Here is a 15,651-nt window from a genome sequence, read left to right as displayed (position 1 = left end):
AAGTCTTGATGATTATTCCTTGCAGATAGACCTATTGTGATCCACGATGCAAGGAATAACAGTTATCGCGATATAGGATAAGCCCATGCTTGACCTCACACAGCTGCGCAGCTTCGTCGCCGTCGAGCAGATGGGCAGTTTCACGCTCGCGGCCGAGCGGCTGGGACTCGGGCAGTCAACGGTCAGCCAACATATACAGCGGCTGGAAGCCGAATTGGGGCGAAAACTTTTGGCGCGTGACACGCACCGTGTCGTCCTGACTGGCGATGGCGAGGCGCTGCTCGGCCATGCGCGCCAGATGCTGTCGATCGAAGGGGAGGTGCGTCAGCTTTTTGCCGGCAACAGCCTGCGCGGCAATCTTCGGCTCGGCGTTTCCGAGGATTTCGTCACCAGCCAACTCCCGGACGTATTGGAGGAATTCGTGCGTTCGCATCCTTCCGTCGATCTCGAGCTGACGGTCGCGCTTAGCGGCGTGCTTTATGAAATGCAGGACAATGGCGACCTCGATCTGGTGCTTGCCAAGCGGCGGCTCGGCGACGCGAGAGGCAAGCTCGTCTACCGCGAGCCGCTGGTCTGGCTGGCCCGCGACCCGGATCGTATCCGCAAGCTTGCAGGGCCATTGCCGCTGATCGCCTTTCCGACACCGAGCGTGACGCGTGCGGTCGCGCTCGAGGCGCTGCGCCGGCAGCAGATGCCGTGGCGCATCGTCTGCACCTGCGGCAGCCTGAGTGGCCTGACCGCAGCGGCGCGTGCTGGCATGGGTGTTCTCGTGCAGCCGAAAAGCATGGCTCCCGCCGGATTGATCGAGATAGCCCCGGGCTGGCTACCCGTCCTTGAGGACGTGGAGTTCGTGCTCGTGCCGCGCAAGGGCGCGGACCAACTTCTGGTTGGTGCGCTCTCTGACGACATACTCTCCAAGGTGCGGGGGCCCCGATCAAGCTGACAACGAAATCGTCTATCAGCTATCGTTAAAAGCCGTTTCCCATCATGCAGATGAGATCCGGATTTATTTTGCCGGCTGATTTATTGTTGCGCCCGTTTTCAGGCGGAAGTCAGCTTATTCTGCTATCTCCGGTGGCGATGGGGGAGTTGCGGGGGGATAGCCGTTCCGATGACATATGGTGCCATCTTCATTTCCGGACTTGTCGCCTGCGTCGTGGCAATGACGATGATCGTACATCATGCACCGGCGTCCGACCGCGACGATCTATCGAACTTCGCAATGATCGCCCATCGGAATCAAAACTGACTTTTTGCCGCTATTGCGAGCGCCGTCCGGTCCGGAAGCCGGCTCCGGCGCTCTTTTTCTTGCGGGTCAGGCCAGGCAGGCGAGGAAATTCGCCACATCGGCTTCGGTGGTGGCGAAGCTTGTCACGAGCCGGATCAGCGTTTTATCCCTGCCGACCAGATCCGGCTGCGACTCTGGAATCGGCCATTCGTAGAACTTCGCTCCCTTGTCTTCTGCAGTCTTGGCGGAGGATTTTGGGATGATCGCAAAAACCTCGTTCGAGGCAGTCGGCCAGGCGAGATGAGCGCCGCGGGTCTTTTCGAGGCCGGCGCGCAGCCGATCGGCCATCCCGTTGGAATGGCGGGCAAGGTCGAGCCAGAGGCCGTCCTGGAAATAGCCGTCGAACTGGGCGGCGATGAAGCGCGACTTCGAGAAGAGCTGGGCGGCGCGCTTGCGGATGAAATGCATTTCCCTTGCCTTTTCCGGATGGAAGAAGACGATTGCCTCGGCGCACCAGCAGCCGTTCTTGGTGGCGCCGAAGGAAAGAATGTCGACGCCGCGCTTCCATGTCATTTCGGCAGGAGTAGTGCCGAGCGCGACCAGTGCGTTGGCGAAGCGCGCGCCATCCATGTGCAGCGGTAGCCCGTTTGCCTTGGCGATGGCGGCGATGGCGTCGATCTCATCCAGCGAATAGACCGTGCCGATTTCCGTTGCCTGGGTGATCGTCACAGCGGCGGCGCGGCCATGATGGACGGCATCCTGCGGGAAGCGGGCGATCTTGGTGGAAAGCGCCTTAGGATCGATCTTACCGAGAGCGCCTTCGACGGTGGCAAGACGTGCGCCGCTGAAGAAGTCAGGAGCACCGCATTCGTCTTCGGCGACATGCGCCTCGGTATGGCAGAAGCTGATGCCGCCCGGTTTCTGGACGCTGGCAAGCGACAGCGAATTAGCGGCTGTACCGGTTGCGACAAAGAAGACCGCGACCTCGCGCTCGAAGATCTCGGAGAATCTGGCTTCGACACGCTGGTCGAGCTCGCTTGTGCCGTAGGCGGAGGCAAAACCACTCGATGCGGCGAGCAGACGTTCGGCGACTTTGGGATGGGCGCCGGCCCAGTTATCGGAAGCAAAGAACATGAAAATACACCAGATGAAGATTGAATTGCGGCTGGATTAGATAGGGTCGGCGGGACATTACGCCAATGCAAAAACCTATCAAGAGCATGAGTTTGAAGAATGCATCACAGAAATTGATTGACGCAATCAACAAATAAAATGATGCGCCGCAGCGAAACTTTATTGCTCTATTCCTGCAACAAAGGCAATCTTCCGTCTTTCGTTGACGAAATTTTGCCGTTTTGCTCTTGCGAAGGCGTAAGCTTTCTGGCATAGAGCTGATGAATTAGGACAGGGTTGCTGTCCTATTTTGGCCGCCGAGGCCGAAGATGTGCCCCCAGGGTCCTGACGATGTCGGGATTTCGAGCTATAGTTACTAGGAGCATGCCCTTTCGAGCCTTTTGAGGCGCGGGCAATGCGGCGGTGGAATAGCAGGGCGCGGAACGCTGACGACGGGCTCCACTTAAAGGAGCTGCGGTTCGCGGCCGGATCTTCACAATGCAACAGCGCTGTCGCGCGTCGGCCCCGGAAACGGACCGCGCGGGACGAAGGAGCGCCCGCGACGCGGGCCTTACCGGAGGGAAGACCATGACGAACAGGACGACGTTGACGAGTTTTGACCAGACTGCTGCAGTGAATACTGCCGCTACGGCCAAGACGTCGAAACGCGCTGTTGGCATCCCGCCGAAACAGGGCCTTTACGATCCGCGCAACGAGCATGACGCTTGCGGCGTCGGCTTCGTCGCGCACATGAAGGGCCAGAAGTCGCACCAGATCGTGCGCGACGGCCTGTTCATTCTCGAAAACCTGACGCATCGTGGTGCTGTCGGCGCAGATCCGCTGATGGGCGATGGCGCGGGCATTCTCGTTCAGATTCCCGATCGCTTCTTCCGTGAGGAGATGGCGAAGCAGGGTGTCATCCTGCCGAAGGCGGGCGAATATGGCGTCGGCCATTTCTTCCTGCCGCGTGACGAAGCGCTGATCGAGCATTTCAAGACTGCGATCACGCAGGTCGTTGCCGAAGAGGGCCAGGTGCTGCTCGGCTTCCGCGACGTGCCGGTCGACAACTCCTCCCTGTCGAAGGCGCCCGATATTGCCGCCACCGAGCCGCATCATGTGCAGGTCTTTATCGGCGCCGGCCGCGATGCCGGCACGAACGAGGAATTCGAGCGCCGCCTCTTCACCCTGCGCAAGGTAATCTCCAATCGCATCTATGCGGAATATGAGGGCGAGGAGAGCAGCTTCTACCCCGTGTCGCTGTCGAGCTCGACCATCGTCTACAAGGGCATGTTCCTCGCCTATCAGGTGGGCGCCTATTATAAGGACCTCTCCGATCCGCGCTTCGAGACGGCGGTTGCGCTCGTGCACCAGCGTTTCTCGACCAACACTTTCCCGTCATGGAAGCTTGCCCATCCCTACCGCATGGTCGCGCATAACGGCGAAATCAACACGCTGCGCGGCAACGTCAACTGGATGGCCGCCCGCCAGGCTTCGGTCTCTTCGCCGCTCTTCGGCGAGGATATCTCCAAGCTCTGGCCGATCTCTTATGAAGGTCAGTCGGACACCGCCTGTTTCGACAACGCGCTCGAGTTCCTCGTGCGCGGCGGATACTCACTGGCGCATGCCATGATGATGCTCATCCCCGAAGCTTGGGCCGGCAACCAGCTGATGGCGCCGGAACGCAAGGCGTTCTACGAGTATCATGCCGCCCTGATGGAGCCATGGGATGGCCCGGCCGCCGTCGCCTTCACCGATGGCAAGCAGATCGGCGCGACGCTCGACCGTAACGGCCTGCGTCCAGCCCGCTATCTCGTCACCAGCGACGACCGCATCATCATGGCGTCCGAGGCCGGCGTTCTGCCTGTCGAGGAAGAGAAGATCATCCAGAAGTGGCGCCTGCAGCCGGGCAAGATGCTGCTGATCGACATGGAAAAGGGCCGTATCATCTCCGACGACGAGGTGAAGTCGGAACTATCAGGCAAGCATCCCTATCGCAGCTGGCTGAACCGCACGCAGCTGATCCTGGAAGACCTGAAGCCTGTGGAGCCGCGGGCGCTGCGTCGCGACGTGTCGCTGCTCGACCGCCAGCAGGCCTTCGGCTACACGGCTGAAGACACCAAGCTCCTGATGTCGCCGATGGCGACGACGGGGCAGGAAGCCGTCGGTTCCATGGGCACGGATACGCCGATCTCGGCGATGTCGGACAAGCCGAAGCTGCTCTATACCTACTTCAAGCAGAACTTCGCGCAGGTGACGAACCCGCCAATCGATCCGATCCGCGAAGAGCTGGTCATGAGCCTGGTGTCGTTCATCGGCCCGCGCCCCAACCTGCTCGACCATACCGGCATGGCCAACGCCAAGCGTCTGGAAGTGCGCCAGCCGATCCTGACCAACGGCGATCTCGAAAAGATCCGCTCGATCGGTCACACCGAGGATCGCTTCGACACCAAGACGCTCGACTTCACCTATGATGTCGAACGCGGTGCCGAAGGCATGCCCGAGATGCTCGACCGTCTCTGCGAGCGGGCGGAAGCGGCCGTTCGTGGCGGCTACAACATCATCGTGCTGTCAGACCGCCAGATCGGACCGGACCGCATCGCGATCCCGGCGCTGCTGGCGACGGCTGCCGTGCACCATCACCTGATCCGCAAGGGGCTGCGCACCTCGGTCGGTATCGTCGTCGAAACCGGCGAGCCGCGTGAAGTGCATCATTTCTGCCTGCTGGCCGGCTACGGCGCGGAAGCGATCAACCCCTATCTGGCCTTCGACACGCTGCTCGACATGCATCAGCGCGGCGAATTCCCGAAGGAAGTGGACGCGACCGAGGTCGTCTACCGCTACATCAAGGCTGTCGGTAAGGGCATCCTCAAGGTCATGTCGAAGATGGGCATCTCGACCTATCAGTCCTATTGCGGTGCGCAGATCTTCGATGCTGTGGGCCTGCAGCAGGAGCTGGTCGACAAGTATTTCTTCGGCACAGCGACGATGATCGAAGGCATTGGTCTCGAGACGATCGCCGAGGAAACCGTCTCCCGTCACAAGGCTGCTTTCGGCCGCGATCCGCTGCTGGCAAGCACGCTCGACATCGGCGGCGAATATGCCTACCGCATGCGCGGCGAAAGCCATGCCTGGACGCCGGATGCGGTCGCTGCCCTTCAGCATGCAGTGCGCGGGAATGCCGAGGACCGCTACCGCGAATTCTCGGAAATGGTCAATGAGTCGGCGCTTCGGATGAACACCATCCGCGGCCTCTTCAAGATTAGGGGTGCGGAATCCCTCGGCCGCAAGCCGATCTCGATCGACGAGGTCGAGCCGGCGGCCGATATCGTCAAGCGCTTCTCGACGGGCGCCATGTCCTTCGGCTCCATCAGTCGCGAGGCGCATACGACGCTGGCCATCGCCATGAACCGCATCGGCGGCAAGTCGAACACCGGTGAAGGCGGCGAGGAAGCCGACCGCTACATGCCGCTCTTCGACGGCTCGCCGAACCCGGAACGTTCCGCCATCAAGCAGATCGCCTCCGGCCGTTTCGGCGTGACGACCGAGTATCTGGTCAATGCCGACGTGCTGCAGATCAAGGTCGCGCAGGGTGCCAAGCCCGGCGAAGGCGGCCAGTTGCCCGGCCACAAGGTCGATGCGACGGTTGCCAAGACCAGGCATTCCACACCGGGCGTCGGCCTCATCTCGCCGCCGCCGCATCATGATATCTATTCGATCGAAGATCTGGCACAGCTGATCTACGATCTGAAGAACGTCAACCCGACCTCGGATGTCTCGGTCAAGCTCGTCTCGGAAGTCGGCGTCGGCACGGTTGCCGCCGGCGTCGCCAAGGCGCGCGCCGACCACATCACCGTCTCGGGCTATGATGGCGGCACCGGCGCTTCGCCGCTGACGTCGCTGAAGCATGCCGGTTCGCCTTGGGAGATCGGCCTTGCCGAGACCCAGCAGACGCTGGTGCTGAACGGGCTGCGCTCGCGTATCGCCCTGCAGGTGGACGGCGGTCTGAAGACCGGCCGTGATGTCATCATTGGCGCGCTGCTCGGCGCCGACGAATTCGGCTTTGCGACCGCGCCGCTGATCGCTGCCGGCTGCATCATGATGCGCAAGTGCCATCTCAACACCTGTCCGGTTGGTGTCGCCACCCAGGACCCGGTTCTGCGCAAGCGCTTCAAGGGCACGCCGGAGCATGTCATCAACTACTTCTTCTTCGTGGCCGAAGAAGTGCGCGAGATCCTGGCCTCGCTCGGCGTTGCCAAGCTGGATGATATCATCGGCGCTTCCGAGCTTCTGGAGAAGGACGACATGCTCGCCCACTGGAAGGCGAGGGGCCTCGATTTCAGCCGTATCTTCCACAAGGTCGATGCGCCGAAGGAAGAGACCTATTGGACGACCGTGCAGAAGCACCCGATCGACGACATTCTCGATCGCAAGCTGATCGAGAAGGCTGAACCTGCCCTGTCTTCCAAGACGCCGGTCGCCTTTGAAGTCGACATCAAGAACGTCGACCGTTCGGCCGGCGCCATGCTGTCGGGTGCGGTTGCCAAGCGCTATGGCCATCGCGGCCTGAAGGACGACACGATCAACGTCACCCTGAGGGGCACCGCCGGTCAGTCCTTCGGTGCGTTCCTCGCACGCGGCGTCACCTTCAACCTCGTCGGCGACGGCAATGACTATGTCGGCAAGGGCCTTTCGGGCGGCCGCATCATCATCCGTCCGCCCGAAAATTCGAAGATCGTCGCCGAAAACTCGATCATCGTCGGCAATACCGTGCTCTACGGTGCGACCGAGGGCGAGTGCTATTTCCGCGGTGTCGCGGGCGAGCGCTTCGCGGTCAGAAACTCGGGCGCGATCGCGGTCGTCGAAGGCGTGGGCGACCACGGCTGCGAATATATGACCGGCGGCGTCGTCGTCGTGCTCGGCGAAACCGGCCGCAACTTCGCGGCCGGCATGTCGGGCGGCGTGGCCTATGTTCTCGACGAAAAGGGCGATTTCGCCCGTCGCTGCAACATGGCGATGGTCGAGCTGGAGCCGGTTCCGGAGGAAGACGAGCTGCTGGAGAAGCTGCATCATCACGGTGGCGACATCATGCACAAGGGACGCGTCGACGTCTCCGATGACATGACACGCCATGATGAAGAGCGCCTCTTCCAGCTGATTTCGAACCACGTCCACTATACCGGCTCGACGCGAGCAAAGGAGATCCTCGATCACTGGGCCGACTACCGCCCGAAATTCCGCAAGGTCATGCCGGTCGAGTACCGCCGTGCCCTTGAGGAAATGGAACGTAGCCGGATGAGCGTGGCGGCGGAATAATCCGTCCCGGTTCTGAAACCAGCCGAGGGTTTCGCCTCGCATTGCGATCGCCATCATGGCGATCGCGACTGTCGAATAGCGGAATCGGATTTGAATTAAAGTGCCGGACAGGGAAACCGAGATGACCCTCAGGCACGGGAGCCATGAGCTCCTCTTTTTGAGTGAGGAAACGAAAGCATGGGCAAGGTAACAGGCTTCTTGGAAATCGACCGGCAGGTGGCGAAGTATCAGCCGGCGTCGGATCGCATCCGGCATTTCCGTGAATTCACGATCCCCATGTCGGACCAGGAAGTGCAGAAACAGGCAGCTCGCTGCATGGACTGTGGCATTCCCTATTGCCACGGTCCGACCGGCTGCCCGGTGCACAACCAGATCCCCGATTGGAACGACCTCGTTTACAACAACAATTGGGAGCAGGCGATCCACAACCTGCATTCGACCAACAACTTCCCGGAATTCACCGGCCGTGTCTGCCCTGCGCCCTGCGAGGAAGCCTGCACGCTGAACCTGGAAGATGCGCCGGTCGCCATCAAGACTGTTGAGCAGGCGATTGCCGACAAGGCCTATGAGCTGGGCTTCATCCGCCCGCAGCCGGCAACCGTGCATACGGGCAAGAAGGTCGCGATCATCGGCTCTGGCCCTGCCGGCATGGCAGCCGCCCAGCAGCTCGGCCGCGCCGGTCACGACGTCCATGTCTATGAGCGCGAAAGCAAGCCCGGCGGCCTGCTGCGCTATGGTATCCCGGACTTCAAGATGGAGAAGAACTTCATCGATCGCCGCGTCGAGCAGATGAAGGGCGAGGGCGTCACCTTCCATTGCGGCGTCAATGTCGGCGTCGATGTCAAGGTCGAGCAGCTTCTGGCGGAGCACGATGCCGTGCTCTATTGCGGCGGCTCGGAAACCCCGCGCGAAGCCGGCATTCCCGGCACGACGCTGGCAGGCGTCCATGACGCCATGCCCTATCTCGTGCAGCAGAACCGCCGCGTCGGCCGCGAAAATATCGACAGCGTCGGCTGGCCCGCCGATCCGATCCTGGCTGGCGGCAAGCACATCGTCGTCGTCGGCGGTGGCGATACGGCATCCGACTGCGTCGGCACGGCATTCCGCCAGGGCGCGGTGAAGGTGACCCAGCTCGACATTCGGCCGCAACCGCCGGAGAAGGAAGACAAGCTCGCCGTTTGGCCGTTCTGGGCAACGAAGATGCGCACCTCGTCCTCGCAGGCCGAAGGCGCGGTTCGCGAATTCCAGGTCGCAACGTTGGAATTCATCGGCGAAGATGGCGTGCTGACGGGCGTGAAGTGCTGCGAAGTGGATGAGCGCCGCAAGCCGATCGCCGGCACGGAATTCGTCATCCGCGCCGACCTCGCCTTCATCGCCATCGGCTTCCGCGGTCCGTTCACCGACAGCGTGCTCAAGGAACTCGACGGCAAGCTGACGCTGAACACGGATCGCCGCGGCTCGACCAACGTCGTTGCCAACGACAGGGACTACAAGACTTCGATCGACAAGTTCTGGACAGCCGGTGACGTCCGCCGCGGCCAGTCGCTGGTGGTCTGGGCGATCCGCGAGGGCCGTCAGGCCGCCCGCGCGATCGACGAGGCTCTGATGGGTTCGACGGTTCTGCCGAACTAAGTTTCGCTGTCCGTTCGCGCAAAGTTATTGAAGGCCGGGTTCTCGATGAATCCGGCCTTTGTCGTTAACGGCTTGCGGCGATATTCCAGTTGTAGATGCAGCGATCGAGGCCGATGGCGATTTCGAGCACCGTGACGTCATGGTCTATCGCGGCCCCCTTCTTCGGCTGGCTGCGGTAGCGCTGAGGGAAATCCGTGCGTTTCGAGATCGAGCAGACCTCCATCCATTTATCGCCGTTATCGACCTCGATATCCATCGTCACCTCGGAATAGGCCGGAAGCCGATCGGATGGGGCGATCCGTGTCGGCAGATGGACGACCGAGGCGATCATCCGGCGGACCGGTTCAAGGGAGGCAGAGTGATAATCGTTGCCGCTATCGGTGGTGAAGGCGCATTGGAATTCGAGCTGCCAGAACTCCTTGAGCCGCACATGCTTGCTCGGTTGGTCCTGTTCCCGGCGATAGGATTTTCCCGCCTGCCAGACGCATAGTGGCAGCCTTGTTCTGGAATGGTTTCCGAGAAGATGCTGCATGTAGGCATAGGTTGAAGATGTCGTTTCCGGCCGCAGCACAAGTTCGGTCTCGGTGTTCGACATTTGCTCCTGCACCCATATGTCTGAGTTGGAATAGGCGTCCGAAACGAGGTTTCGAGGCATCAGAGTCGGTGCTTCGACCCTTCGCATACTCCAGGCGGGATTTGCCGATCGCAGGAAGTTCGCGACTTCATCGGAAAAGAAGCGGATGAAATCGTCGCGCAGTTTAATGTCCCGCTCTTCCCAGTGAACGAGCGAATTGACGTTATAGATATTGAGCACGTGCCATTCTCCATGGGCAACGTTGAAGTCTTGAGGTTGAGGGCTTTACGTCCAGCAGCCGCCGGACGCATCAACGCCTCCGGCTGTCACGACTGGACGCGGAGACCTCGGCCGGAGAAAGCGCGCAAAACCGCAACCTGCGGGCAGGTGCGGTAACGATCGATCTGATCTGCGCTTTTGGTGCTCATGCAGTTCTTCTATTGGCGGGGCGCCGCGTTGTCAAACCGCCTCCAGGTCGCCTATCGTGCAACCGATCCCGGCAATCGGTAGTCGTCTACGCGGCCGACAGGCGCCGGGTCCATCAGCCCCTTCTCGACCAGAAGATCGCGTGGCGATGAAGTCGTTGCGGCAGGAGCAGGGCTGCTGCCGAGAAGCTGCGAGCCGCCGTCGAGATCGGGATCGGAGAGGCTCATCGGCTGCGTGCGGGTAATCTTTTCCGGTTCTGCGCCGGGAAGATTGGCCTGTTGCGCCGGCAACGGATTGCCCGTGTCCAGGCGCGTGATGTCCGGGCTTGCCTGATCGCCCAGGATCCGGCGTGCGGATTTCTCCAGATAGAAGGCGACCTTGCGCTTGCCGGCTGCCGTCAGATTGACGCCGTCGGCCGTTCTCAACCGGACCTGCTGGCCGTTGATATCGGAGCCGGTCACGATGAATTCGCCGTTCTGGTCGGTAAATCCGTCCCATATGTCGATGAACTCACCGCCGACGCTGGTGGTCTGGCTTTGATAGATCTGGTTGAGCTTAACAGCGCTGGCGGTCAGCTGATCGGAGCCGAAGGAGGGCAGGCCAACCCAGAGCAGCGGAATATGACGGCTCGTCACCAGTTTGGCGAATTGCTGCACGCGCTCTTCATAGGCAAGGAACCACGGGTCGGTGCCGTATTTCTCGTTGAGCCCGTCGCCGATCATCTGCTGGCGGTCGTTGGCGCCGATCATGACGACGACCATGGCCGGTTTCAGCTGATCGATCATGCCAGGCAATTGCTGCGGCCAATTGTAATAATCCTGCCGCACGAGACCGGAGGCGACGTTGCCGCGGGACTGGATGACGACGCCGGGGGAGGTGGAGAAGGCATCCTCCAGCCCGGTTGCCAAGCCGCTTGCCAGAAAATCGCCGACGACAAGGATGGTCTTGGCATCGGGGAGCTTTTCTGCGGGCGGTGGCGTTTCCGGCTGCGCGACTGGCTGGCGCGGCGGCGGGGTCGGCCGCTTTTTCGGCTGCACCTTGCGCCGTGGCGGCGGCTGCTCGATGGGCTGATCCGGGTAATCGGGCTCGCGGGTGCCGAACAGCATATCGAACAGGTTCCGCCGCGGCCGCTCCTGCGCCTGCGCCATATTCTGCAGGCAGCCAAACGCGATGACGACGCTGAGAAATGCCGTCAGAACAATCCTTAGAGTTGCGGTGGTCGCGCGGGCAGAGTGTTTCATCATCGCTTCTTTTCCGCTCACGAGTCCGGGCCGCGAAATGACGAGTTCATCGTCCTGGCGATCCCGGATTCGCTGGAGGCGGCCTACTTGCGCAATGCTTTCAGCAGGCTCATCGAAGGCTCGCCGTCCGCATCCATACCCATGCGCTGCTGGACAGCCGATATTGCGGCCTTCGAGCCCGAGCCGAAATTCCCGTCGACCACACCGTCATAATAGCCGAGCTCCTTCAGACGCGTCTGCAGTTCGAATTTCTGCTTGACGTCGAGCGCGCCGCTCGGACGCGGCCAGGATTGCTGCATGCCGCCATATCCGGCGATCTGGTCCGCGAGCAGACCGACGGCCAATGCATAGCTGTCGGAGGCGTTGTAGCGCTTGATGGTGAAGAAGTTGCCGGTCATCAGGAAGCCGGGACCGTTCGGCCCGCCGGGCATCTTCAACTGCGCACGGTCGGAGGTCGTGCGGAAAGCCTTGCCGTTGGGACGCACGAAGCCGAGGGCGGCCCATTGCGCGATGGTGTGCGTCTTGCCGGCCTGGGCGCTGCCACCCGCGGGCACGACCACTTCATAGCCCCAGGTGCGCCCGGTATCCCAGCCATTCTTGGCGAGAAGATTGGCTGTTGTCGCCAGGGCGTCCGGAACGGAATTCCAGATATCGGCATGGCCGCTGCCATCGGCATCGACGGCATAGAGCAGATAACTCGTTGGAATGAACTGCGTATGGCCCATGGCGCCGGCCCAGGAGCCGTTCAGGTCCTTGCGCGAGATATCGCCCTTCTGCAGGATTTTCAGGGCGGCGATGAGCTGCTTCTTGGCGTAGTTCGCCCGCTTCGGATCGGCATAGGCAAGGGTCGCCAGCGCGCGGGGGACATAATGCAGCCGATCGTTCTTGGCGAGAACCTCGCCGTAATTCGACTCCATCGACCAGATGGCCAGCATGATATTGCGATCGACGCCGAAATGTTGTTCGAGCGTGCGCAGTGTGGACCCGTACTTGACCGCCATCTTGCGGCCAATATCGACCGTATAGGGATTGACACGGGAGTCGAGGTAATCCCAGATCTGGGACTTGAATTCCGGCTGGTATTGCGCCTTTTCAAGCACCGTGGGGTCTGGGTCGGTTACGCCGGCAAATGCATTGCGATAGGTGGATTGCGTAATGCCGCTCTTTGCGGCGGTGGCGTAGAAGCCCGCGATCCATTTCTGGAACCCAGGGTCAGCATTGGCGTTAACGGGAAGGAATCCTGCCAAGGCGCCGAGCGCGAGCGCCAGAGCGAGACCACGAAGGGAGTGTTTGCGGTTTACGGTCATCTACAGCCTTGTCCATCAATCGTTGGATTTCGGTGCGGCGATGCGCGTTGCATCGGCCCATGCGTGACGCTAAACGAACGAAGTCAACAAATTCTTTACCATGGAAGTTTGCGTCAGTCATTATTTGCAAAACAGTAGCAAATCTAATCTACTGACCTTTAGAATGGCTTTGTGCCAACTGATTTAATGCCCAGGAGGTATGCGTGGGACAGCATAAGAAGGTTCGTAAGGCAGTATTTCCGGTCGCCGGACTAGGGACGCGGTTCTTGCCGGCGACCAAGGCGGTGCCGAAGGAAATGCTGACCGTCGTGGATAAGCCGGTGATACAGTATGTCGTCGACGAGGCGATGGAAGCGGGCATCGAGCATTTCGTGTTCGTCACCGGCCGCAGCAAGCATGTTATCGAAGATTATTTCGATATTCAGTTCGAGCTTGAGCAGACGCTGCGCCAGCGTAACAAGAATGCCGAATTGTCGCTGCTGAGCGGCCTGCTGCCGAAGGCCGGCACGGCAAGCTTCACACGCCAGCAGGAGCCGCTCGGTCTCGGTCACGCCGTCTGGTGCGCCCGCGAGATCGTCGGCGACGAGCCTTTTGCGCTGCTGCTGCCCGACATGGTCATGCGCGCCGAAAAGGGCTGCATGAAGGGCATGATCGAGCTTTATGAGCATAGCGGCGGCAATGTCATCGCCGTCGAGGAATGTGCGCCTGATCAGACCCATAAGTATGGTATCGTTGGCGTCGGCGAGACGATCGGCAGCGGCTTCCGCATCACGGAAATGGTCGAAAAGCCGGCCAAGGGCACGGCTCCGTCCAACTTCTTTATCAACGGTCGCTACATCCTGCAGCCGGAAATCTTCCGTATCCTCGAAAGTCAGGAGCGCGGCGCCGGCAACGAGATCCAGCTGACGGATGGCATGCTGAAGCTTGCCAAGACGCAGGATTTCGCCGGCTATCACTTCCAGGGCCAGACGTTCGACTGTGGCGCAAAGGACGGCTTCATCCTTGCCAACGTCGCCTTCGCCTTGGCGCGTGACGACATCCGCCCGACCATTGAGGACGAGTTCAAGGCGCTGATCGCAGCCCTGAAATAGGGCTCCGACCTTTTGAGAAAATCTTGAGGCCTGGCATATGCTGGGCCTCGATTCATTTGAGCGGGTAGTTTGGATCTGAGCGAAGGCGGTGTCTAGCGTTTTACCGTCAAACCAAGGCCGGCTTGGAACTGCCGAGTGTTGTCGCCCACATCCCTCGTTGTCAGCTGATAACCGACATTGCTGGTAAGATCGAGGTAACGGTTGATCCCCCAGGTTAGCCCGAAAGCGGCGTCGTATTCGATTTCGTCGGCGGCGCTGCCATTGGAGGGGTAATTGCGCCACGTCGGGCCTCCCGTCAGCTTGGCGGTGAGATCGTCGCGCAGCTGATGGCTTATGGTGCTCGTGAGCTGATAAGCGGTGTAGCCGCTGAGGCCGGCCGTGGTCGACGGTTGTACGGTCGTCGAAAGGCCGACGCTGATATCGGTGCCGCGCTGCGGCGACCAGGCGAGGCTGCCGTCGATCGTCGGTGAGTCGACCGAGCCCAGGCGCGAATCGTCGAATTGTGTGTGCTGGTAGCCGAAGCCCAGCTCGCCCTTGAATTTTTCACCGAGGTCGAATTCGACACCGCCCTTGCCGCCATAGCTCTGGTTCGAGCGGGCATAACCGTTGCTGTCGCGCGTCTGATCGTAGACGGCGCGACCGAGAGTGACTTCGACGAAGGGAATGATGGCGGGCGACAGCTCGTAGCCGATGCGGCCGCGCCAGGTTCCGGCCGTCTGATTGCGATCGCTGAGGGTGACCGTCGTCCCATCCGAAAGCACGGCGTCAGAATAGACGCTGCGTGTCAGCGCCACGGCCGTCGTGCCGCGCAGCAGGCCGAAATCGCGTTCCAACGAGAGCCCGGCCGTGTACTGGTTGACGGCGGATTGCTTCGAGGCGCCGGCAATCGCATTCGGATCGCTCGTGTCCTCACGGTAGAATTGATAGCCGGCGGTGACATGCGCAGTCGTGTCGGCGGGAAGATCCAGACGCAGGTCGGCATTGAGGTTGACGGTTGGCTTTTCCTCGCCGGTGCCGCTGATGTTCTTCTGCCAGACGCCCTCACCGGTGACGGTCAGGGCATGTCTGTCCCAGTCCGAAGTCAGGGTGCTGCGCAAGTCGGTCTGCAAAAAGCCGCGGTTATCCTTGGTGTCGCCGGTGCGATCCCGCTCGATGTTGATCGACTGGTTGATCGAAGGCTTCAGAGTGAAGGTGCCGAGCGGGATGCCCTGTGCATCTGCCCGATCCGGATACCGGCGGGCTCTCAGGTCATCAACGCTTGGTTCGCGCAGGTTCACGCGGCGCAGATCGTTATCCAGCGTCGAGCCGGTGGTTGTAGGGTCGATGCCGGTGAGGCGCAGCGGCGCGTTCAAGGGTGCGTCGCTGGAGGTCGACGCCTGGTTTGTTGGCGTGGCCGCCTGGTTGTCGGTGTTGGGTGCGGCATTCGGATCGGTCGGAGATGCCGTCGTCGACGCTGGCAAGGTATCGTCGGCGTTCTGGTCGGATGGCAAGGATTGCGCGTTGACCGGCAGCGGTGCGGCAAATGCGATACCCCAGCCGAGCACGGCGGAGGTCGCCCATGCCGCCAGCCGGAAGGCACCATGACCCGCCTTGTCCTTGCCGATGCCCATGTTGTTTATATCTGACCCTGCTGGAAATGACCTAAATTCTTACCCAAGTGTAAAGCCGCGTGGTTAACGCTTGGTTGCCAAGTGATGGCGACAAGAAAGGGTTCGATAATATTTGT

9 protein-coding genes are annotated in these 15,651 nt (G+C 61.0%); 4 read left to right on the top strand and 5 right to left on the bottom strand.

The window, feature by feature from the left end:
- Positions 1 to 85: 85 nt before the first annotated feature.
- Positions 86 to 943 carry a LysR family transcriptional regulator gene (locus AC13QY_RS12885; RefSeq protein ID WP_113389193.1) on the top strand — a complete coding sequence of 286 codons (858 nt, stop codon included), beginning with the start codon at positions 86 to 88 and terminating at the stop codon, positions 941 to 943.
- A gap of 372 nt (positions 944 to 1,315) precedes the next feature.
- On the opposite strand, the gene AC13QY_RS12880 is transcribed toward AC13QY_RS12885, so the two are convergent.
- Positions 1,316 to 2,362, bottom strand: a complete 1,047-nt coding sequence (locus tag AC13QY_RS12880) for a threonine aldolase family protein (RefSeq protein ID WP_488493551.1) — start codon at positions 2,360 to 2,362, stop codon at positions 1,316 to 1,318.
- Between the two features lie 567 nt (positions 2,363 to 2,929).
- On the opposite strand from AC13QY_RS12880, the gene gltB reads away from it, so the two are divergent.
- Together gltB and AC13QY_RS12870 are read left to right on the top strand one after the other, a co-directional pair.
- A complete protein-coding gene (gltB, locus tag AC13QY_RS12875; RefSeq protein ID WP_488486918.1) occupies positions 2,930 to 7,654 on the top strand; it encodes a glutamate synthase large subunit in 4,725 nt (1,574 codons plus the stop codon).
- Between the two features lie 177 nt (positions 7,655 to 7,831).
- Positions 7,832 to 9,286 carry a glutamate synthase subunit beta gene (locus tag AC13QY_RS12870; RefSeq protein ID WP_113330492.1) on the top strand — a complete coding sequence of 485 codons (1,455 nt, stop codon included), beginning with the start codon at positions 7,832 to 7,834 and terminating at the stop codon, positions 9,284 to 9,286.
- 64 nt (positions 9,287 to 9,350) lie between these two features.
- Here AC13QY_RS12870 and AC13QY_RS12865 read toward each other — a convergent pair whose 3' ends face one another.
- From AC13QY_RS12865 to AC13QY_RS12855, 3 genes are all read right to left on the bottom strand, one after another.
- Positions 9,351 to 10,100 carry an aminoacyl--tRNA ligase-related protein gene (locus AC13QY_RS12865; protein ID WP_113389191.1) on the bottom strand — a complete coding sequence of 250 codons (750 nt, stop codon included), beginning with the start codon at positions 10,098 to 10,100 and terminating at the stop codon, positions 9,351 to 9,353.
- Positions 10,101 to 10,339: 239 nt separating this feature from the next.
- Positions 10,340 to 11,530, bottom strand: coding sequence for an SGNH/GDSL hydrolase family protein (locus tag AC13QY_RS12860; protein WP_113395275.1), 1,191 nt, complete (start codon positions 11,528 to 11,530; stop codon positions 10,340 to 10,342).
- A gap of 80 nt (positions 11,531 to 11,610) precedes the next feature.
- The gene (locus AC13QY_RS12855; protein WP_113355024.1) at positions 11,611 to 12,834 is read right to left on the bottom strand and encodes a lytic murein transglycosylase; all 1,224 of its coding nucleotides are present in this window, start codon (positions 12,832 to 12,834) and stop codon (positions 11,611 to 11,613) included.
- A 203-nt stretch (positions 12,835 to 13,037) separates the two neighbouring features.
- Between AC13QY_RS12855 and galU the strand changes: the two genes are divergently transcribed.
- A complete protein-coding gene (gene galU / locus AC13QY_RS12850; protein ID WP_095435793.1) occupies positions 13,038 to 13,925 on the top strand; it encodes a UTP--glucose-1-phosphate uridylyltransferase GalU in 888 nt (295 codons plus the stop codon).
- A gap of 92 nt (positions 13,926 to 14,017) precedes the next feature.
- Here galU and AC13QY_RS12845 read toward each other — a convergent pair whose 3' ends face one another.
- Positions 14,018 to 15,535 (bottom strand): outer membrane beta-barrel protein, encoded by a 1,518-nt coding sequence (locus AC13QY_RS12845; RefSeq protein WP_488493550.1) that lies wholly within the window; start codon positions 15,533 to 15,535, stop codon positions 14,018 to 14,020.
- Between the last annotated feature and the right edge of the window lie 116 nt (positions 15,536 to 15,651).

Source organism: Martinezella sp. CNPSo 3795 (assembly GCF_057784475.1).
This window is presented reverse-complemented; position numbering and strand designations above follow the sequence as displayed.

What these genes read in the sequence shown, in the direction of transcription:
- AC13QY_RS12855 (WP_113355024.1), bottom strand. Translation starts at nt 12,834, where the DNA reads ATGACCGTAAACCGCAAACACTCCCTTCGTGGTCTCGCTCTGGCGCTC.
- AC13QY_RS12885 (WP_113389193.1), top strand. Translation starts at nt 86, where the DNA reads ATGCTTGACCTCACACAGCTGCGCAGCTTCGTCGCCGTCGAGCAGATG.
- AC13QY_RS12860 (WP_113395275.1), bottom strand. Translation starts at nt 11,530, where the DNA reads ATGATGAAACACTCTGCCCGCGCGACCACCGCAACTCTAAGGATTGTT.
- gltB (WP_488486918.1), top strand. Translation starts at nt 2,930, where the DNA reads ATGACGAACAGGACGACGTTGACGAGTTTTGACCAGACTGCTGCAGTG.
- AC13QY_RS12880 (WP_488493551.1), bottom strand. Translation starts at nt 2,362, where the DNA reads ATGTTCTTTGCTTCCGATAACTGGGCCGGCGCCCATCCCAAAGTCGCC.
- AC13QY_RS12845 (WP_488493550.1), bottom strand. Translation starts at nt 15,535, where the DNA reads ATGGGCATCGGCAAGGACAAGGCGGGTCATGGTGCCTTCCGGCTGGCG.
- AC13QY_RS12870 (WP_113330492.1), top strand. Translation starts at nt 7,832, where the DNA reads ATGGGCAAGGTAACAGGCTTCTTGGAAATCGACCGGCAGGTGGCGAAG.